The 19,839-nt window shown below is 67.7% G+C and carries 19 protein-coding genes and 1 pseudogene; 15 read left to right on the forward strand and 5 right to left on the reverse strand.

Annotated features, from left to right (window positions below):
* Positions 1-29 precede the first annotated feature (29 nt).
* The gene (locus IB223_RS13200) at positions 30-1,739 is read right to left on the reverse strand and encodes a cellulase family glycosylhydrolase (protein WP_192202162.1); all 1,710 of its coding nucleotides are present in this window, start codon (positions 1,737-1,739) and stop codon (positions 30-32) included.
* A gap of 139 nt (positions 1,740-1,878) precedes the next feature.
* A complete protein-coding gene (locus IB223_RS13205; RefSeq protein ID WP_142125568.1) occupies positions 1,879-2,457 on the reverse strand; it encodes an adenylate kinase in 579 nt (192 codons plus the stop codon).
* 120 nt (positions 2,458-2,577) lie between these two features.
* On the opposite strand from IB223_RS13205, the gene IB223_RS13210 reads away from it, so the two are divergent.
* From IB223_RS13210 to IB223_RS13230, 6 genes are all read left to right on the forward strand, one after another.
* On the forward strand, positions 2,578-3,834 hold the full coding sequence (locus IB223_RS13210; protein WP_192202163.1) for a 6-phosphofructokinase: 1,257 nt from the start codon (positions 2,578-2,580) through the stop codon (positions 3,832-3,834).
* Positions 3,835-3,841: 7 nt separating this feature from the next.
* Entirely contained in the window at positions 3,842-4,234 is a 393-nt protein-coding gene (locus tag IB223_RS13215) for a DUF488 family protein (protein WP_192202164.1), read from the forward strand.
* A 69-nt stretch (positions 4,235-4,303) separates the two neighbouring features.
* A complete protein-coding gene (locus tag IB223_RS18965) occupies positions 4,304-4,435 on the forward strand; it encodes a hypothetical protein (protein WP_255431483.1) in 132 nt (43 codons plus the stop codon).
* A 29-nt stretch (positions 4,436-4,464) separates the two neighbouring features.
* Entirely contained in the window at positions 4,465-4,833 is a 369-nt protein-coding gene (locus IB223_RS13220; RefSeq protein ID WP_192202165.1) for a DUF4440 domain-containing protein, read from the forward strand.
* A gap of 96 nt (positions 4,834-4,929) precedes the next feature.
* Complete coding sequence (locus tag IB223_RS13225; protein WP_192202166.1) at positions 4,930-5,577, forward strand: hypothetical protein; 648 nt, start codon at positions 4,930-4,932, stop codon at positions 5,575-5,577.
* Between the two features lie 3 nt (positions 5,578-5,580).
* Positions 5,581-6,072 carry a DUF2846 domain-containing protein gene (locus IB223_RS13230; RefSeq protein WP_192202167.1) on the forward strand — a complete coding sequence of 164 codons (492 nt, stop codon included), beginning with the start codon at positions 5,581-5,583 and terminating at the stop codon, positions 6,070-6,072.
* A gap of 54 nt (positions 6,073-6,126) precedes the next feature.
* On the opposite strand, the gene IB223_RS13235 is transcribed toward IB223_RS13230, so the two are convergent.
* The gene (locus IB223_RS13235; protein WP_192202168.1) at positions 6,127-6,648 is read right to left on the reverse strand and encodes a hypothetical protein; all 522 of its coding nucleotides are present in this window, start codon (positions 6,646-6,648) and stop codon (positions 6,127-6,129) included.
* Between the two features lie 260 nt (positions 6,649-6,908).
* On the opposite strand from IB223_RS13235, the pseudogene IB223_RS13240 reads away from it, so the two are divergent.
* Positions 6,909-8,936, forward strand: a pseudogene (locus tag IB223_RS13240) (sodium-translocating pyrophosphatase); the annotation flags it as partial.
* A gap of 60 nt (positions 8,937-8,996) precedes the next feature.
* Complete coding sequence (locus IB223_RS18870) at positions 8,997-9,332, forward strand: OmpA family protein (RefSeq protein WP_225591103.1); 336 nt, start codon at positions 8,997-8,999, stop codon at positions 9,330-9,332.
* Between the two features lie 243 nt (positions 9,333-9,575).
* Here the strand turns inward: IB223_RS18870 and IB223_RS13245 are convergent, their stop codons facing one another.
* Together IB223_RS13245 and IB223_RS13250 are read right to left on the reverse strand one after the other, a co-directional pair.
* Positions 9,576-10,106: a hypothetical protein gene (locus IB223_RS13245; RefSeq protein WP_192202170.1), complete on the reverse strand. Its 531-nt coding sequence runs from the start codon at positions 10,104-10,106 to the stop codon at positions 9,576-9,578.
* Positions 10,107-10,373: 267 nt separating this feature from the next.
* Positions 10,374-11,402 carry a LysR family transcriptional regulator gene (locus IB223_RS13250; RefSeq protein ID WP_192202171.1) on the reverse strand — a complete coding sequence of 343 codons (1,029 nt, stop codon included), beginning with the start codon at positions 11,400-11,402 and terminating at the stop codon, positions 10,374-10,376.
* 130 nt (positions 11,403-11,532) lie between these two features.
* On the opposite strand from IB223_RS13250, the gene IB223_RS13255 reads away from it, so the two are divergent.
* The 7 genes from IB223_RS13255 to IB223_RS13285 all read left to right on the forward strand — a co-directional run bounded on the left by IB223_RS13255 (position 11,533) and on the right by IB223_RS13285 (position 19,809).
* Positions 11,533-11,760, forward strand: a complete 228-nt coding sequence (locus IB223_RS13255) for a hypothetical protein (RefSeq protein WP_192202172.1) — start codon at positions 11,533-11,535, stop codon at positions 11,758-11,760.
* The gene (locus IB223_RS13260; RefSeq protein ID WP_192202173.1) at positions 11,757-12,224 is read left to right on the forward strand and encodes a hypothetical protein; all 468 of its coding nucleotides are present in this window, start codon (positions 11,757-11,759) and stop codon (positions 12,222-12,224) included. Before IB223_RS13255 ends, IB223_RS13260 begins: the two co-directional genes overlap by 4 nt.
* 5 nt (positions 12,225-12,229) lie before the next feature.
* Positions 12,230-13,027 carry an SDR family NAD(P)-dependent oxidoreductase gene (locus IB223_RS13265; RefSeq protein WP_192202434.1) on the forward strand — a complete coding sequence of 266 codons (798 nt, stop codon included), beginning with the start codon at positions 12,230-12,232 and terminating at the stop codon, positions 13,025-13,027.
* A 126-nt stretch (positions 13,028-13,153) separates the two neighbouring features.
* Positions 13,154-14,362, forward strand: coding sequence for an efflux RND transporter periplasmic adaptor subunit (locus IB223_RS13270; RefSeq protein ID WP_192202174.1), 1,209 nt, complete (start codon positions 13,154-13,156; stop codon positions 14,360-14,362).
* Positions 14,363-14,452: 90 nt separating this feature from the next.
* Positions 14,453-17,623 (forward strand): multidrug efflux RND transporter permease subunit, encoded by a 3,171-nt coding sequence (locus IB223_RS13275; RefSeq protein WP_192202175.1) that lies wholly within the window; start codon positions 14,453-14,455, stop codon positions 17,621-17,623.
* Positions 17,624-17,650: 27 nt separating this feature from the next.
* On the forward strand, positions 17,651-18,400 hold the full coding sequence (locus IB223_RS13280) for an SDR family oxidoreductase (protein WP_192202176.1): 750 nt from the start codon (positions 17,651-17,653) through the stop codon (positions 18,398-18,400).
* Positions 18,394-19,809, forward strand: a complete 1,416-nt coding sequence (locus IB223_RS13285; protein WP_192202177.1) for an efflux transporter outer membrane subunit — start codon at positions 18,394-18,396, stop codon at positions 19,807-19,809. The genes IB223_RS13280 and IB223_RS13285 overlap by 7 nt, the downstream gene beginning before the upstream one ends.
* The last annotated feature ends 30 nt before the right edge of the window (positions 19,810-19,839 follow it).

A 19,839-nucleotide genomic window follows, 5' to 3' on the forward strand; every position in this document is an offset into this window, starting at 1 on the left:
GTCCTGCAAGGCGTGGGCGTGACGAGGGTTCAGCGGGAAAAATGCAGGGCCTGCAGATCCAGGCCATCGCTCTCGGCCTTCACTACCAGCGTGTTGCGCCCGGGCGCGAGTCGCAGCGCACGGAATCCGCGGGCGCGTTCGGCGGCCTTCACCGGTACCCCGTTGAGCACCAGCGAGACACGCCCCGTGCCGCGCCCGTCCAGCGCCAGCCGATAACGGCCGCCGGCACCGGCATCGAGGGTGTACTTGAGCCACTCGCCGCGTCGCATGCCCGCGACACGGAGTGCACCGTCGTCGCCCTTGCCCAGGTCGACACCGTCGTTGCGGTAGGTCATGGCCGGGTTCCACACCACGCGCTCGCCACCGTCGGAGATATGGTGATTGGCCGGCGTGAGATCGTGGTAGGCCACGCCGTTGCGGCCCATGTCGAAATCGACCGCCGCGATGATACCGCCCTGCGCACCGATCGCGTGCGCCTTGAACGGCACCGACTGGTCCGAATGCGGCGCGCGGAACAACGCATCGATCACGTCCGGATGCTGCACGTTGTTTTCGTAGCGCACGTCCTCGCGGGCGAGGCGCATCAGCGCCGCTTCTGCCTCTTCCGAGGACGGACGCGGACCCTCGCCCTTCCAGTACGCAAGCACCCGGCGATACCCGTCGTTCGGCACCACCTGCAGCGGGTTGTTGTAGCGGATCTTCTTCAGCGGCCACCACGCCCAGCCGATGCCCTCGCCTTCGACCAGGGCCACGGTGCGGGCGAACCAGTCGTTGGAGTTCTCGCCGGTCTCGCCCAGCCACAGCGGCATGCGGTGCCTGTCGCGAAGCGCCAGCAGGTCGGCGATGCTCTCACGCGTGGTGACGTTCCAGTACTTGTGGAAGCTGATCACCAGATTGTCGTCCCACGGGCCGTCGTCGAGCACGCCGCGATAGTTGTTGCCCCAGCAGTTGCCCTCGATGACGATGATGTGGCGTTTGTCCACCTCGCGGATCGCGCGCGTGGTGCGGACCAGCAAGTCCTTCAGCGGCGCGTTGCCGTCTTCCTTGCAGCCGTTGCTGTCAGCCTTGTCGGCGAAGCCCCAGTTGGGCTCGTTGATGATGTCGTACGCGGCGATGTACGGCTCGTCCCTGTAGCGCTGCGCCAGCTTCTTCCACAGCGCCACCATCTTGTCCTGGTGGCGCGGGTCGTCCCACAGCGAGGGCTGCGTGGGATCGCGGTCGGCGATGTTGTTGTCGTTGCCCTGCCCGCCGGGCGCGGCGTGCAGGTCGAGGATCAGGTACAGATCATTGGCCTTGGCCCAGGCCAGCAGTTCGTCGGTACGGCGGAAGCCTTCTTCCACCCAGGTCTGCCGGCCGGCAACCGGCTCCTGTCCCACCGGCAGCGTATACAGCGCGTAGTGCATCGGCAGGCGCACGGAGTTGAAACCCCAGCGCGCCATCGCGTCGATATCGGCCTTGGCGGTGTGGTTGTCACGCCAAGCTTGGTAGAAGGCACCGGCCTTCTCCGGCCCGATCAGCTCGACGATGCGCGCATGGATACTGCGCTGCGTGCCCGTGCCGTCGATGTCCAGCATGTAGCCTTCCTGCAGCATCCAGCCGCCCAAGCCCATGCCGCGCAGGATCACCGGCTTGCCCGCTTCGTCGACGATCTGCGTGCCCTGCGTGCGCAGGAAGTCCTTGGCTTCGGCGGCGGATACGGCGAGCAGGCTGGCAAGCAGCAGGCTGGCGATGCGCTTCATCGACGACTCCGGGCGACCCCTCGGGACCCGGACCATAACAGCCGGCCCCTGCGGCCCGCGATCCCCGCCACCACAGCCCTCAACGAAGAAGCCCCGCATGGCGGGGCTTCGTGGAGTCGCGTCCGGGAATGCGGGGACGTCAGCCCACTTCCTTGGCCGGTGCCAGCGCCTCGGTGATGCGGGTGAACACCTCGTCCAGCGAACCCACGCCGTCCACCACGGTCAGCTGGCCGTGCTGGCGGTAGTAATCGATCACCGGTGCGGTCTGGGTGGTGTACTTGTCCAGGCGGTTGCGCACCACCTCGGGCGTGTCATCGTCGCGGCCTTCCGCGGCGGCACGGCCGGCGATGCGTTCGACCAGCAGGTCGGCCGGCACTTCCAGTTGCACCGCATAGTCCATGGGCTGGCCAAGCCGGGCCAGCAACGTGCCCAGCGCATCGGCCTGGGCCTGGTTGCGCGGATAGCCGTCCAGGATGAAACCGTTGGCGGTGTCGGGGCGTGCGAAGCGGTCTTCCAGCATGCCGAGCAGGATGTCGTCGCTGACGAAGTCGCCGCGCGCCATGATTTCCTTGGCCTGCAGGCCCAGCGGGCTGCCGGCGGCCACTTCGGCGCGCAGAAGGTCGCCGGTGGAGATGTGTGGTACCTGCAGGTAGTCCTTCAGGCGCGCTGCCTGGGTGCCCTTGCCCGACCCGGGTGGGCCCAGTAGAACCAATCGCATGCTGTCACTCCCAAACTGGAATCCTGCGGGCGGTGGACCGCGCCGGGCGCCGGGCGCCGCGCTGCACCGCGTCATCTGTGTGAAGCTTACCGCATCCCGGCAACCCGGAACGAACCCCACATGGCATCTGGCACCCTACTTTATGCGCAGTCCGGCGGTGTCACCGCCGTCATCAACGCCTCCGCATCGGCGGTCATCACCGAAGCGCGGGGCCGGAAAATCAAGGTCTTGGCGGCACGCAACGGCATCCTCGGCGCCCTGCGCGAGGAGCTGATCGACACCAGCAAGGAGTCGGCCGCCGCCATCCGCGCCCTGGCCCACACGCCGGGCGGCGCCTTCGGCAGCTGCCGCGTGAAGCTGAAATCACTGGAGGCCGACCGCGCGAAGTACGAGCGCCTGCTGGCCGTGCTGAAGGCGCACCACGTGCGCTGGTTCCTCTACAACGGCGGCAACGATTCGGCCGACACGGCGTGGAAGGTCTCGCAGCTGGCGCAGGCGTTCGACTACCCGTTGACCTGCATCGGCGTGCCGAAGACGGTCGACAACGACCTGGCCGTCACCGACACCTGCCCCGGCTTCGGCTCGGCGGCGAAGTACACCGCAGTTTCCGTGCGCGAAGCCGCGCTGGACGTGGCGGCGATGGCCGAAACCTCCACCAAGGTCTTCGTCTACGAGGCCATGGGCCGGCACGCCGGCTGGCTGGCCGCGGCGGCGGGCATGGCCGGGCAGACGCCCGACGAGGCGCCACACATCATCCTGTTCCCGGAGCGCGCCTATGACGAGACGCAGTTCCTCGCGCAGGTGAAGAAGGTCGTCGACCGCGTGGGCTGGTGCGTGGTGGTGGCCAGCGAAGGCATCCAGCATGCCGATGGCCGCTTCGTCGCCGATGCCGGCGGTGGCAAGGACTCGTTCGGCCATACGCAGCTCGGTGGCGTGGCGTCCTACCTGGCGGGCCGGGTGAAGGACCAGTTGGGCCTGAAAGTGCACTGGACCCTGCCCGACTACCTGCAGCGGTCGGCGCGCCACATCGCCTCGAAGACCGATTGGGAGCAGGCGCAGGCGGTGGGCAAGGCCGCCGTGCAGTTCGCGCTGAAGGGACAGAATGCGGTGATGCCGGTGATCGTGCGCACGTCCGACGCACCGTTCCGCTGGAAGATCGAGGCCGCGCCGCTGTCGAAGGTGGCCAATCACGAGAAGAAATTCCCGCCGGGCTTCATCCGCAAGGACGGGTACGGCATCACGCCCGCCGCGCGGAAGTACCTGCAGCCACTGATCCGCGGCGAAGCCTATCCGCCCTACGGCACCGACGGCCTGCCCAAGTACGTCGCACTGAAGAACGTAGCGGTGAAGAAGAAACTGCCGGCGTGGGAAGGCTGACGGGCGCGTGACGCTGCGCATTGTCCGGCTCGGCAGTCCGCGCGCGAAGGACGAAGGCCTGCGCATCGGCACGGTGCGCAGGCCGCCACGTGGCGTGCCGAAGGCGGAGTTCGCGGCGCAGGACTGGTACGACCTCTGGTATCCCAATCTCGCGCCCAGCACGGAGCTGGTGAAGCAAGCGCAGCAGGCGACGACACCCAAGGCCTGGGCTTCCTTCGCCAGGAAGTATCGCGCCGAGATGGCCGCGCCCGACAATGCCCGCACGCTGGACCTGCTCGCCGCGCTGTCGCACGGCAGCGACTTCTCGGTCGGCTGCTACTGCGAGGACGAAGCACACTGCCACCGGTCGGTGCTGCGCGCGTTGCTGGCCGAACGCGGCGCGAGCATCAAGGCAGGATGACTTCAGGCACCGTCGCGGCTTGCGCGGCGGTGCTAGCGTGGATCCGTCGCCACGCCACCGGATGCTCCCATGTTCCGCAAAGTGCTCATCGGACTGCTTGCCGTCGCCATCGGGCTCGCTGTGGCAGGTGCCGGCTACCGTTTCGGGCAGTATCTCGCGCACAAGGACGCGGCAAGCTCCACCCTGCGCGCAACGTCCTGATCGCCGTCTCCTCGCGCTAGCATGGCCCGATGGATGATCTGCTCGCCGAACTGTCGGCCCTCGAATCCGAACTCCATCACCCCGGCGTGACCTGTACGCGCGAACGGCTGGAGCGCCTGTTGCATGCCGACTTCCATGAGGTCGGCCGTTCGGGCACGCGCTACACGCGGCAGACCGTCATCGACTTTCTCGCCGATCGCCCGTCTCCACCCCGCATCCTCGCCTACGATCACCGCATCGAGCGGCTCTCGGACGGCGTGGCGTTGCTGCACTTCGCCTCGCACGGAGTCGCTGGCGACGGCACACGGCACAGTGCCGCGCTACGCATGTCGGTGTGGCGACATACCGCGCTCGGCTGGCAGCTGTCCTATCACCAGGGTACCCCTGCCGCTTCGTAGCGGGCGCCTGCGGCACCCGGCCCTGGCCACGGAATGGCCGCTTCCCCCGCTTGGCGACCCCTTTCTGTTGCGCTAGCGTTGCCACCAAGGGGGAACATGCAAAGACAATGGACATGCGTGGGCGCGGGCCTGCTCGCGGTACTGTGCGCCTTGCCGTGCGGCGCGCAGGACGCGCCGGTGCCGCCTGCTCCCGTCAGCGGTGAAGCAGCCCCGCCTGCGCAGCCTGCGCGCTGCGTACTGCCTGATGGCACGCTGCTCGTCATCGAGATACTCGACCCCATCAGTTCCGCGCACGCCCATCGCGGCGACGCCTTCCGTCTGCGCCTGAAGGAACCGGTGGTCGTGGACGATGCAATCGTAATCCCCGCTGGCATCGAAGGCGCCGGCGAGATCGTGCATGCCGAGCCCTCGCGCGGTGGAGGCAAACCCGGCGAACTCATCCTCGCGGCGCGACGCCTCCAGCTCGGCGACCACACCATCCGGCTGCGCGGCTTCAAGCTGGGCGGTGCCGGACGCGACACCAGCGGCGCCGCACTGGGCGCGTCGCTGGGCATCGGACCCTTCGCGCACTTCATCCACGGCAAGGAAATCGAAATCCCCGCGCTGACGACGGCGACGGCCAAGCTGGCTGGCTCCTTTTCCACGGAAGCCGCCACGAGCGGCATCGCGCCAGACGCGGCTGCTCCAACGCCCTCGACGCCCGACATCCCATCCACCCCGAAACCACCCGACACACAGGAGTAACCCATGCGTCATCCGTTGAACCGTTCGCTGCTCTGCCTCGCCCTGCTGCTGCCGATGGCGGCCGGCCACGCCCAGTCGCAGGAGGCCGCTGCGCCTGCCGCCACGGAAGCACCCGAGGCAGCGCCCGCGCCTGCGCCGGCAGCGGGCGACAGCCTGATCGGCGCACCGTCCGAAGGCATGGGCCAGATCGTGTTCTTCCGCGAGAAGAAATTCGCCGGCGCCGCCGTGAAGTACAAGGTCCGCGAAGGCGAAACGGAGCTCGGCAAGCTCAGCAGCGGCACGTACTTCGTCGCCTCCGTCGCGCCGGGCACCCATCAGTACACGGTGCACTCCGAAGCCAAGGACGTGCTGACACTGGAAGTGGAAGCAGGCGAGACCTACTACGTGCTCGGCTCGATCACGATGGGCTTCATGGCCGGTCGCCCGAACCTGTCGCCTTCCGACGAGGCCGCCTTCAACGGCATGGCGAAAGAGCTCAAGCCCGCGAAGAAGTAAGCGCGGAAGCGGACCCCGCGGCGACGGTCTCCCCCAGGGAGACCGTCGCCGTCCTTATTTGCAGGCCTTGCCTTCCACCTCAAGCTTCGCCGCATACAACGTCAGCGACGGTGCTTGTGCCGCAGCGCCTGCCTGCTGCTTCGCTTCCTGCAGGTAGATACGCGACTGGCCCTGGCCATCCAGCGGCGGCGGCGTGGCGCTGCCGGGCTTGCGCCACACACGCACGACCGCCTGCTGCGAGGGACACGCGGCGTTCGGCACGCGGATCACATCATTGAGTTTCCAGCCTGTCGCGACCGATGGCTTCGCTTTGTCGAAATCGATGAAGCGCGCGCGCGGCTGGCACTGCGGACTCGTTCGCACTGGGGCATAGCGATAAGGCTGCGTCGCGTCGCCGGTGAAGGCGCCTTCCAGCCGCGCGCAGGCCTCGGGGATCTGCCGCAGGCTGTGCACCACACCGACCGCCTGCGGCGCGCCGGCAGGACGCTGGATCTCGGGCGCCGGATCGGCCGCCTGTGCGGGCATCGCCAGTGCGAGGCAGGCGGCGAACAACGGTAGTGCGACGGTCTGGCGCATGGCAACTCCTTGAAACGGATGCGAAAACAGGATCGGGGGCGAAAGGCTGGCATGGAATGCCTGAACCGGCCCGTCACCGCTGGCGGCACGCATCGCATCCGGTCATACTCGGGCCAGCTCCAGGGATGTCTGAACAAGGGTTTCGTGCTGCAGTCCATCGCAGCGGTCGAGTGCGCTCAATCGTTCAACAGGCTCCACCGGGATTGGGTTGCGTGTTCAAGCGTTCTGCTGGACGACATCCATCAACCTTGGGAGGGGTCATGCTGGAACAACACGGTTTGACGCTGGCGCTGATCTGCGCCGGCGTGGCGATCATCTACGGCGTGGTGGCTGCGCGCTGGATCATGAAACAGCCCGCGGGCAATGCCCGCATGCAGGAAATCGCGGCGGCCGTGCAGGAAGGCGCCAGCGCCTACCTCAACCGGCAGTACACCACCATCGGCATCGCCGGCATCGTGCTGTTCGTGCTGATCGGTTTCTTCCTTTCCTGGGCCAGCGCCATCGGCTTCCTGATCGGCGCCGTGCTGTCCGGCGCGGCAGGCTACATCGGCATGAACGTCTCGGTGCGCGCCAACGTACGCACTGCCGAAGCGGCGAGAAAGGGCATCAGCGCGGCGATGGACGTGGCCTTCAAGGGCGGCGCCATCACCGGCATGCTGGTGGTCGGCCTGGGCCTGCTGGGCGTGGTCGGCTATTTCGCGGTGCTCCACCTGCACATGGGCTACACCGAGGCCGAAGCGCTGCATGCGTTGATCGGCCTGGCCTTCGGCTCGTCGCTGATCTCGATCTTCGCGCGCCTGGGCGGCGGCATCTTCACCAAGGGCGCCGACGTCGGCGCGGACCTGGTGGGCAAGGTGGAAGCGGGCATTCCCGAAGACGACCCGCGCAACCCCGCCGTGATCGCCGACAACGTAGGCGACAACGTCGGCGACTGCGCCGGCATGGCGGCCGACCTGTTCGAGACCTACGCGGTCACCATCATCGCCACCATGCTGCTGGGCAGCCTGATGGCGGCGCAGGCCGGCGAGAACGCCGTCCTCTATCCCCTGGTGCTCGGTGGCGTGTCGATCATCGCCTCGATCATCGGCGCCTTCTTCGTCAAGGTGAAGGCGGGCGGCTCCATCATGGGCGCGCTGTACAAGGGCGTGATCGTGTCGGCGGTGCTGGCGGCCGTCGCGTTCTATCCCATCACCACGCAGCTGATGGCCGATTCCAGCTACGGGGCGATGAACCTCTACTTCTGCGCGCTGGTCGGACTGGTGCTGACCGGTGTGATCGTGTGGATCACCGAGTACTACACCGGCACGCAGTACGCGCCGGTCAAGCACGTGGCCGCTGCATCCACCACCGGGCACGGCACCAACATCATCGCCGGCCTGGGCGTATCGATGCGCTCCACCGCATGGCCGGTGGTGGCGGTGTGCGCCGCCATCCTCGGTGCGTATGCGCTGGGCGGGCTGTACGGCATCGCCATCGCCGCAACGGCAATGCTGTCGATGGCCGGCATGATCGTGGCGCTGGACGCCTACGGCCCGATCACCGACAACGCCGGTGGCATCGCGGAAATGGCGGAACTGCCGCCGGAAATCCGTGCCATCACCGATCCGCTGGATGCGGTGGGCAACACCACCAAGGCGGTGACCAAGGGTTATGCGATCGGTTCGGCCGCCCTGGCCGCGCTGGTGCTGTTCGCCGATTACACGCACAACCTGCAGACCGCGCACCCCGGCACGGTGTTCACCTTCGACCTGTCCAACCACCTGGTGATCGTCGGCCTGCTGATCGGCGGCCTGATCCCGTACCTGTTCGGTGCGATGGCGATGGAAGCCGTGGGCCGCGCGGCGGGCAGCGTGGTGGAGGAAGTGCGCCGGCAGTTCCGCGAGATCCCCGGGATCATGGCGGGCACCGGCAAGCCGGATTACAGCAAGGCCGTCGACATGCTGACCAAGTCGGCGATCAAGGAAATGATCGTGCCGTCGCTGCTGCCGGTGATCGTGCCGATCATCGTCGGCCTGCTGCTCGGGCCGCAGGCGCTGGGTGGCCTGTTGATCGGCACCATCGTCACCGGCCTGTTCGTGGCCATCTCGATGACCACCGGCGGCGGTGCGTGGGACAACGCCAAGAAGTACATCGAGGACGGCCACCATGGCGGCAAGGGCAGCGAGGCGCACAAGGCCGCCGTCACCGGCGACACGGTCGGTGACCCCTACAAGGACACCGCCGGCCCTGCGATCAATCCGCTGATCAAGATCATCAACATCGTCGCGCTGCTGCTGGTGCCGGTGCTACCGGTCAATGGCTGGCTGGGCAGCGCCACGTCGTCGGAGGTCGCCGCGCATGCCGCGCCGATGGCCGCCGGCGAGGTGGTGGACGGACGCAGTGCGCGCATCCTGTTCGACAGCGGATCGGCGGTGGTGCCCTCGGATACCAGCGCACGGATGGCCGGCGTGCTGGGCACGCTCGGCGCCGATCCGGGCACGCGTGTCCGCGTGTCCGGCTTCCACGATGCCAGTGGCGATGCCGCTGCGAACGAGGCGCTGGCGAAGCAGCGCGCCGAGGCCATCCAGCAATGGCTGGTGGTCAATGGCGTTGCGGTGGAGCGGATCGCGCTGGACAAGCCGGCCCAGACCACCGGCGGTGGGGATGCCGATGAAGCGCGGCGCGTGGATGTGCTGGTGGAATAAGCGAAGCACGATGCGTCAAGAAGAAGGGCGGCCATTGGCCGCCCTTTCTTAATCCCCTGTAGGAGCGACGTGAGTCGCGACCGCACGCTATCGGCGCACGTAAGCCGAACCCACTAAGACAAACAAAGGAACATCGTCATTCGATCTGTTCCTGCCGATTGGGCGCTTCCCGGCGCTTACACCGTGCGGTCGCGACTCGCGTCGCTCCTACAGGGACCTTAGTTCGCAAGGGCGATGATCGGATCAGGACGTCGGCTGCAGCGCCACCACGCGCACGTCGACATCCTTGCACGCGTCATCCTTGCAGATGCCGTTCACCCAGGCTTCGCCGTTGCCGAACATCACGCCCTTGTAGTTGACCATCAACTGCGAATACTTCTGCCGCGTGATGGCCTCGGCGATGGCCGGCAGCATGATCCTGTCGTAGTCGCGCACGAACGCTTCGGCATCCGCCACCTTCATCGGCTGCCCTTCCCGCACGGTGGAGAACGGATAGTCCACCAGCGCGGCGACGGCCGCCGCGTCGTTCGCTGCGACCGCCTGCTGCAGTTGGCGGATCACGGCTTCATAGCGCGCGTGCTCGCCCAGCACTTCATCGATCGTCTGGTTGACCGCCGCAGGATCGTCCGCAACCTCGGCGGGAGGTGCCGCCGTCTTGACCACCGCCGCCTGCGCGGGCGCCGCCGCGGGCGTGGCCCGGGTATCCACCTCGGGCGCCGATGGCGCGCAGGCCGCGAGGCACAGCACCATCGATGCTGTCATCAGCTTGTTCATCGTTCGGATTCCTGGTCAGGTGGCAGACGCGGTGCGGTGGTCCATCCATGGCGCGACAACCCAGCTCCGGCGATGCGCCTCCATCCTAGCCAGCCGCACGCCGGCTTGCGTTCGGGAATCGTTAGCCGGAACCCGACCGCATCCACCGTCGTCCCGGCGAACGCCGGGACCCAGCTTGCCTTTGCTCGTGCTCGCAAGCTGCGGGAGCAGCCGCAAACGCCAATGGGATGCAGCGAACGCTGGGACGACGTTGCGTGGCTGCCGTCGTCAACTCAGCACGTCGGCCAGCACCTTGCGCCCCACCGCTGCTGCAGCTTCGGCCTCGGGCGCCGTCCCGGCGGCGGCGCGCGCTTCGGCCTGCTGCTTCAGGTAGACCGGGCAGTGTTCCATCATGTAGTCCACGTCGAACTTCATCCGCTCGACCAGGAAATCGACGAACGCGCGCACCTTCGGCGACTGCACGTGGCCGCGCGGGAAGACCGCGTTGAACTCGTACTCCTGCCCGGTCCAGCCGGCCAGGACACGCTGCAGGTGGCCCTGCTCCAGGTACGACTTCACCATGACATCGGCGCCCAGCATCAATCCCTCCCCGCACAGCAATGCGCCCTTGAGCGCGGCCGGGTCGTTCGCGACCAGGATGGGGTTGATCGGGTAGTCGCGCTCGCCGTTCGCATCACTGAGCGTCATCGCCCACCCGTTGCCGCGGCGGTGCTTCTGCATGGCCAGCACGCGATGGTGCTGCAGGTCGTCGGGATGCAGGGGCTCGCCATAACGCGCCAGGTACTTCGGGCTGGCATACACCTGCGTGCGCAGGGTGCTCAGCCGGCGCGCGACGAGGTTGGAATCCGGCAGGCTGCCTATGCGCAGCGCCACGTCGATCTCGCCGGAGATCAGGTCGAGCGTGTCGTTGGCGAGCACCATCTCCACGCGGATCTCGGGATACTGCGCATGGAATTCGCCCAGCAGCGGCGAGATCTTGTCGATGCCGATCGAGTATGGCGCGGTGAAGCGAAGCCAGCCGCGGGGACCGGCGTGCAGCTGGCTGACCGCACTCGCGGCCTCGTTCAATTCGCGCGCGATGCGCTGGCAGTGTTCGTAGTAGACGTTGCCGGCTTCGGTGAGGCCGAGCTTGCGCGTGGTCCGGTGCAGCAGTTGCGCGCCGAGGCGCGTCTCCAGCTCCTGCACCTTGCGGCTGACCGTGGTCTTGGGCAGGCGCAGCACATTGGCAGCGGCGATGAAGCTGCCCTGCTCCACCACCTTGACGAAGATCAGGGTGTCGTTGAGATCGTGGCTCATCGTATGACTCCAGAGGACGAAGGGCACATTGGCCCGCTGACGGGATGATTATTCCCCTAAATCAGGACTAATCAAGTCCTCATTGGGGGCGTAACGTTGCGCCCATCGTCCTCCACCGGGTACCGCCCCCATGCTGTTCGCCCGCCTCTTCCAATCCCTGGAACACCCCGAAGATCCGCAGGAAGCCCCGGCACCACGCGCTTTCCGTCGCGGAAAAAGCCTGTTGTTGCGGGATCTGCCGGGCCACGTGGCCGCGCCGCGGTCGCAGCGTGGTGGCGTGCTGGGTGGTGGACGCCGCATGGGCGGGTTTGCCTCGCTGGCCGGGATTATCCCGGTCGCGGGAGGATTCATCCCATGAGCGGGACACTAGCCCGTCGCCTTCCGACGAACGGCGTCGCCCCCGATGCCGATGACCGCAGCGCCCCCGCGCTGCGCCTTGGCACCTGCCAGGCGTTCGTGGCCGCCGCCCTCGAGGGCATGCAGGATCAGGCAATCGCGCAACAGGATCCGGATATCGCGATCAGCGCACCGGTCGCCAGACTGGCGCCCATGCCCTTTTCCTTTCCGAGTGCCGCCATGCGCTGGCTCCGTGCCGTTGCGCGTGCGCTGGCCGAACGCTTCCGCAGGCCGGCCGACCCGTCGTCATCCTCCCCCGCGACGGGTCGGTCCGCCGTGCGCCTGCCGTTCGCAAGCAAGGCCACCGGCTTCCGCGAGTTCACGCTGCCCCGCCATCTGGCCGATGGCGATCGTCTGCGCCTGCGGGTGAAGGCGGCCGGTGCCAGCGCGCGTATCGCACCGCTTTCGATGCGGAGCAAGCAGTGAACACGATGAAGGACACCCTCACCCCGGGCGCGCTGGTGCTGGGCGCAGGCGGCAACGTCGGATTCGGCGTGGTCGGTGCGCTGCTCGAAGCCGGCAGCCCGGTGCTGGCCGTCGGTCGCGACGGCCCGCGCATGAGTGCGCTGGCGGAGCATTTCGAGGACGAGCCCGGACTGGAGCTGATCCATTCCCCCTGCATCCACGACGACCGCGATGCCGCACGCCTGGCCGAGCAGGTACGCGAACGTGGTCGCCCGCTGCGTGCGGTGTTCGCCAGCATGGGCACGCCGCTGCAGAGCGGACGCCTGCTGGATCGCCCGGCATCGTTCCTGCTGGAAAAGCTTGAAGCCGACCTGATCCCCCATCTCGCCGCCGCTCGCCACCTGCTGCCGGTGCTGGCCGAAAGCCAGACCGCCGCCAACTACGTGCTGATCGGCGGGCCGTATGCGGAGCGCGGCTGGTCGGGCTATGGCCATGCCTCGGTCACCGGTGCCGCGATGCGCATGCTGGCGCAGGTGCTGCACGAAGAAGCGCATGCACTCGGCGTGCGCGTGCAGCTGCTGTCGGTGGACAAGCCGGTATGCACGCCTGAAAACGCGATCAACGCGTGCGCGGAATGGCCCGATGCGCTGGCCGTCGGACGCAGCGCAGTGTCGCTGCTGACGCGTACTGGCCGCTCTTCGCAATCCATCGTCACCTGGTCCGCACGCGACGCCAAGCCGCCGGAGCAGACCGTGGCGTGCGACTTCGAGGACGCGTTGTGGGCCGTCGCCGGCGCCCGGCGCAATGGCCGCGCTTCCGCCTGACTGTCACGCCACACCGCATCGCTCCGTCTCCACCTGCATCGATCCGATCCGCCGCTTGACCTCAACCTGACTTCAGGTCGCAGTCTTGGCCCCCGTTTCCTCCTCTCCCCCAAGAGACCACCACCCATGAACACGAATCTCCCCACTCCCCCGCGCGCCCGCCGCCTGCTGGCGCTGGGTGCGTTCAGTGCGCTCGCCCTTGCCGTGCTGGCCGGTTGCAGCGGACAGGCCGCCGAACACGGCGCACCGCCCCCGCCGGAGGTCAGCGTCGCGGCCGTACCCGTGAAGTCGGTCAGCCAGTGGGACGAATTCAGTGGCCGCGTCGAGGCCATCGAGCACGTCGACCTGCGTCCGCGCGTGTCCGGCTACATCGATCGCGTCAACTACACCGAAGGCCAGGAAGTGAAGAAGGGCGACGTCCTCTTCACCATCGACGCGCGCAGCTACCGTGCCGAACTGGCACGCGCGCAGGCCGAACTGGCACGCGCCCGCACCCTGGCCGAACTCGGCCGCAGCGAGGCCTCGCGCGCCAAGCGCCTGTCCGACCTGCAGGCCCTGTCCACCGAGGAATACGAACAGCGCCGCGCCAACGCCGACCAGGCACAGGCGAATGTCGCCGCCGCACAGGCCGCGCTGGAAAGCGCGCGCCTGAACCTGGAATGGACCCAGGTGCGCGCCCCCATCAATGGCCGCGCCGGTCGTGCGCTGGTCACCGCCGGCAACCTGGTCAGCGCCGGCGATGCCGCCAGCGTGCTGACGACCGTCGTCTCGCTGGACAAGGTGCACGTGCACTTCGATGCCGACGAACGCGCCTTCCTGCGCTACGCCGAGATGGCCCGCAAGGGCGAGCGTCCCAGCGAACGCGACGGCAAGGTGCCCGTGCAGGTGGCGCTGGCCGACGAAACCGACTTCCCGCATGCGGGCGTGGTCGACTTCCTCGACAACCAGGTGGACCGCAGCACCGGCACCATCCGCGCCCGCGCGCTGCTGGACAACGCCGACCGCGTCTTCACCCCCGGCCTGTATGCCCGCGTACGCCTGTTGGGCAGCGGTGAATTCAAGGCCGCGCTGGTGGACGACAAGGCCGTGCTGACCGATCAGGACCGCAAGTACGTCTACGTGGTGGACAAGGAAGGCAAGGCCCAGCGCCGCGACGTGCAGGTCGGCCGCATGGCCGACGGCCTGCGCATCGTGGAGAAGGGCCTGTCGGCCGGCGACCGCGTGATCGTCAGCGGCGTGCAGAAGGTCTTCTTCCCCGGCATGCCGGTGCAGGCCAAGGCCGTGGTGATGGGGGCGGCCGAAGTGCCGCCGACCCAGGCCGTCGCCAAGAACTGACGCTCCGCGCATTGCCCTGATTGACCCCACGCCTGCCACTCCCCTGGCAGGCGACGGGGACGCTCTTTCTTCTTTCCAGGAAATCCACCCATGGACTTCTCAAGATTCTTCATCGACCGGCCGATCTTCGCCGCCGTGCTGTCGATCGTGATCTTCGCCGCCGGCCTGATCTCGATCCCGTTGCTGCCGATCGGCGAGTACCCCGAAGTGGTACCGCCGTCGGTCGTCGTCCGTACGGTCTACCCCGGCGCCAACCCCAAGGTGATCGCCGAAACCGTTGCCACGCCGCTGGAGGAAGCCATCAACGGCGTCGAGGACATGATGTACGTCAAGTCCGTCGCCGGCTCGGATGGCGTGCTGTCGCTGACGGTGACCTTCAAGCCGGGCACCGATCCCGACGAAGCCGCCGTGCGCGTGCAGAACCGCGTGGCGCAGGCGCAGGCGCGCCTGCCCGAGGACGTGCGCCGGCAGGGCGTCACCACCCAGAAGCAGTCGCCCGTGTTCCTCATGGTCGTGCACCTGACCTCGAAGGACGGCAAGTACGATTCGCTGTACCTGCGCAACTACATGCGCCTGCACGTCAAGGATGAGCTGGCTCGCATCCAGGGCGTCGGCGATGCGCAGCAGTTCGGCGGCGGCGACTACGCGATGCGCCTGTGGCTGGACCCCGACAAGGTGGCCGCCCGCGGCATGACCGCCGGCGACGTGCTGCGCGCCGTGCGCGAACAGAACGTGCAGGTCTCGGCCGGCCAGCTCGGTGCCGAGCCGATGCCGAACGGCAGCGACTTCCTGCTGCCGATCAACGCCAAGGGCCGTCTGGAAACCGTCGAGGAATTCGGCAACATCGTGCTGAAGAGCGGCACCGACGGCGAGATCGTGCGCCTGGCCGATGTCGCCCGCATCGAACTGGCGGCCGGCGACTACACCCTGCGCGCCCGCCTGGACGGCAAGAACGCCTCGGCCATCGGCATCTTCCAGGCCCCCGGCGCCAACGCGCTGGAGATCCGCGACGCCGTGGTCGCCAAGATGGACGAGATCCGCCCCACGCTGCCGCCGGGCGTGGAGATCCAGTCGATCTACGACACCACCATCTTCGTCCGCGACTCCATCAAGTCCGTCGTCATGACCCTGCTGGAAGCCACCCTGCTGGTGGTGCTGGTGGTGATCCTGTTCCTGCAGACCTGGCGCGCCTCCATCATCCCGTTGCTGGCGGTGCCGGTCTCGGTGGTCGGTACGTTCGCCGTGCTGTACCTGCTGGGCTACTCGATCAACACCTTGACCCTGTTCGGCCTGGTGCTGGCCATCGGCATCGTGGTGGACGACGCCATCGTGGTGGTGGAGAACGTCGAGCGCCACATCGAACTCGGCGCCACGCCGCTGGAAGCGGCCCACCTGGCAATGAAGGAAGTCTCCGGCCCGATCATCGCCATCGCGCTGGTGCTCTGTGCGGTGTTCGTGCCGATGGCTTTCCTGACCGGCGTGACCGGCCAGTTCTACAAGCAGTTCGCCGTCACCATCGCCATCTCGACGGTCATCTCGGCGATCAACTCGCTGACCCTGTCGCCGGCGCTGGCCGCCAAGTTGCTGAAATCGCACCATGCGCCGAAGGACGGCCCGTCGCGGCTGATCGACCGCCTGTTCGGCTGGCTGTTCCGTCCGTTCAACCGCTTCTTCAACCGCAGCTCGCAGGGCTACGAAGGCGCGGTGTCCCGCGCGCTCGGCAAGCGCGGTGCGGTGTTCGCGGTCTACATGGTGCTGCTGATCGGCGCGGGCCTCATGTTCAAGGCGGTGCCGGCGGGCTTCATTCCCGTGCAGGACAAGCTGTACGTGATCGCCGGCGTGAAGATGCCGGAAGGCGCCTCGATCGAACGTACCGACACCGTGCTCAAGAAGATGGCGGCACTCGCCAACGAAGTCGACGGCGTCGCCAGCGAGATCGCGTTCCCGGGCCTCAACCCGCTGCAGTTCACCAACACACCCAACAACGGTGTGATCTTCTTCACCCTCGACCCCTTCGGTGAGCGCTCGCGTTCGGCCGAGGAGATCACCGCCGAACTCAACCAAAAGTTCTCCACCATCCAGGAAGGCTTCACCTTCGCCTTCATGCCGCCGCCCATCCAGGGCCTGGGCAATGGTTCCGGCTGGTCGCTGTTCATCGAGGACCGCACCCGCCTGGGCTATGGCGAACTGCAGAACGCCGTGCAGGCGTTCCAGGGCGCGGCGTCGCAGACGCCGGGCCTGGGCTTCCCGATCAGCAGCTACCAGGCCAACGTGCCGCAGCTGGATGCCGAGGTCGACCGGGTGAAGGCGAAGGCGCAGGGCGTGCCGCTGACCGAGCTGTTCGACACGCTGCAGACCTATCTCGGTTCGGCCTACGTCAACGACTTCAACATGTTCGGCCGTACCTGGCAGGTGATCGCCCAGGCCGACGGTCCGTTCCGCGACAACGTCGAGGACATCGCCAATCTGCGTACCCGCAACGGCAATGGCGAGATGGTGCCGATCGGCAGCATGGTCAGCGTCAAGCAGACCTACGGCCCGGACCCGGTGATCCGCTTCAACGGGTATCCCGCCGCAGACCTGCTGGGCGACGCCGATCCGCGCGTGCTGTCCTCCGGCGAAGCCATGGCCAAGGTCGCCGAGCTGGCGCAGCAGGTGCTGCCGACCGGCATGGGCATCGGCTGGAGCGATCTGAGCTACCAGCAGATGACGCAGGGCGGCGCGGCGCTGGTGGTGTTCCCGCTGGCCGTGCTGCTGGCGTTCCTGGTGCTGGCCGCGCTGTACGAAAGCTGGACGCTGCCGCTGGCGGTGATCCTGATCGTGCCCATGACGCTGCTGTCCGCCCTGTTCGGCGTGTGGCTGGCCGGTGGCGACAACAACGTGTTCGTGCAGGTGGGCCTGGTGGTACTGATGGGCCTGGCGTGCAAGAACGCCATCCTGATCGTCGAGTTCGCCCGCGAGCTGGAGCTGCAGGGCAAGGGCATCGTCGAATCAGCACTGGAATCCTGTCGCCTGCGCCTGCGTCCGATCATCATGACGTCGGTGGCCTTCATCGCCGGCACCGTGCCGCTGGTGCTGTCCAGCGGTGCCGGCGCCGAAGTCCGCTCGATCACCGGCATCACGGTGTTCGCCGGCATGCTGGGCGTCACCCTGTTCGGCCTGTTCCTGACGCCGGTGTTCTACGTGGCCCTGCGCAAGCTGGCCAACCGTCCGCTCGTTTCCCATGCGCCGGCCAACGCCGATGCACATGCCCATTCCTGACCCTTCCCCCCATCACGAGGCAAAGCCATGAACACGTCATCCAAGATCGCGCTGGTCACCGGCGCCACCCGCGGCATCGGCCGTGAAACCGTCCGCCAGCTGGCCGAAGCCGGCGTGCACACCATCCTCGCCGGCCGCAATCGCGACAAGGCCGTCGAAGCCACGCTCGACCTGCAGGCCCAGGGCCTGCCGGTGGAAGCCATCGCGCTGGACGTCACCGACGCGGCCAGCATCGCCGCGGCCGTGAAGGAGATCGAACAGCGCCACGGCAAGCTCGACATCCTGGTCAACAACGCCGGCATCATGGTCGACGACATGACCAAGGGCGTGTCCGGCCAGTCGCTGGAGACCTGGCGCACCACGTTCGACACCAACGTGTTCGGCCTGATCGAAACCACGCAGGCCTTCCTGCCGCTGCTGCGCAAGTCCGACGCGGGCCGCATCGTCAACGTGTCCAGCCTGCTGGGTTCGCTGTCCGAGCATCAGAACCCGGCGTCCTTCATCTACGAGTTCAAGGGCGTGCCGGCGTACAACGTCTCCAAGAGCGCGGTCAACGCGTGGACCATCCACCTGGCGCACGAGCTGAAGGACACCGGCATCAAGGTCAACACCATCCATCCGGGCTACGTGCAGACCGACATGAACAAGTCCGGCGACCAGCAGAACGGCGAACTGTCCGTGCCGGAAGGCGCGCGCACCAGCGTGCAGCTGGCCCTGATCGGCAACGACGGCCCGACCGGCGGCTACTTCTACTTCGACCAGGTGCTGCCATGGTGATCCGTTCCCTCACGCTGGGCGTGGCAGCCGCGCTGCTCGCCGGCTGCGTCACCGTGGGCCCCGACTACACCGCACCGCAAACCGCACCGGCGGCACTGCAGCATGCGGCATCGGCCGGCTACGTGGCGGACCATCCGGTCGCCACGTGGTGGGGCCAGTTCGACGACCCGGTGCTGGACCAGCTGGTGCGCGATTCGCTGCTGGCCAATCCCGACGTACGCATCGCGATATCGCGCGTCAACGAAGCGCGCGCGGTGTTCTCCGAACGCCGCCTGGACCTGGCCCCGCATGTCACCGCCGGCGTGGAAGGCACGCGCACCAAGCAGCCCGTGGAAGGACAGGGCCGCGTGGAGACCGACAGCTACTCCGCCGGCTTCGACGCCGCGTGGGAGCTGGACCTGTTCGGTCGCGTGCGCCGCAATACCGAAGCCGCGCACGCGGACCTGCAGGCGCAGCGCAATGACCTGCAGGCCGCGCAGGTGAGCGTGGCTGCGGAGGTGGCGCGCAACTACTTCGAACTGCGCGGTACGCAGAAGCGGCTGGAGGTGGCGCGCCGCATTCTGGAGACGCTGGGCGACACCCAGCGCCTGACCGAATCGCGTTTCGACCTGGGCGCCGGCAGCCAGCTGGAAGTGCAGAGCAGCCTGGCGCGCGTGCGTGCGGTGGAAGCCGACGTGCCCGCACTGGAAGCGAGCGAAGGCCAGTCGCGGCATCGGCTCGCCGTGCTGGTGGGCAAGCGCCCGGGTGAACTGGACGCATTGCTCGCCCCGCGCGAGGCCCCGGCGTTCGCCAAGGCCCTGCCGATCGGCGACACCACCGAACTGCTGCGCCAGCGCCCCGACGTGCGCGCGGCCGAACGTCGCCTGGCGGCGGCCACGGCCCGCGTCGGCGTGGCAACGGCCGATCTGTTCCCGCGGGTCAGCCTGCGCGGCTTCATCGGCTTCCTGTCCGGCGGCTGGGGCAACCTGGTGAGCGGCGACAACCGGGCCTGGCAGGTCACGCCCTCGATCAGCTGGGCCGCGTTCGACATGGGCAGCGTGCGCGCACGCCTGCGTGCCAGCGAAGCCCAGGCCGATGGCGTGGCGGCGCAGTACGAAAAGACCGTGCTGGGTGCCCTGGAGGAAACGGAAAACGCACTGCTGTCCTATGCCAAGCAGCAGGCACAGCTGAAATTCCGGCTGGAACAATCCGTTGCCGCGCGCCGTGCAGCAGAACTGGCGGAAGTCCGGTATCGTGCCGGCTCGTCCGACTTCCTCACCCTGCTGGACGCGCAGCGTACCCAGCTGGCCGCCGACGACGCGCTGGCACAGGCAGAGGCAGGCGTGAATGTCGGGGTGGTGGCGATCTACAAATCGCTGGGCGGCTGGGGCGAACAGGACGTGGCCCCCGCGTTGGCGGCGCAGCCCTGAGCCTGACGCGTCGCCTTCACTCGCCCTGAC

The organism is Pseudoxanthomonas sp. PXM03, from assembly GCF_014852005.1.
In the GTDB taxonomy this organism is placed as follows: Bacteria; Pseudomonadota; Gammaproteobacteria; order Xanthomonadales; family Xanthomonadaceae; genus Pseudoxanthomonas_A.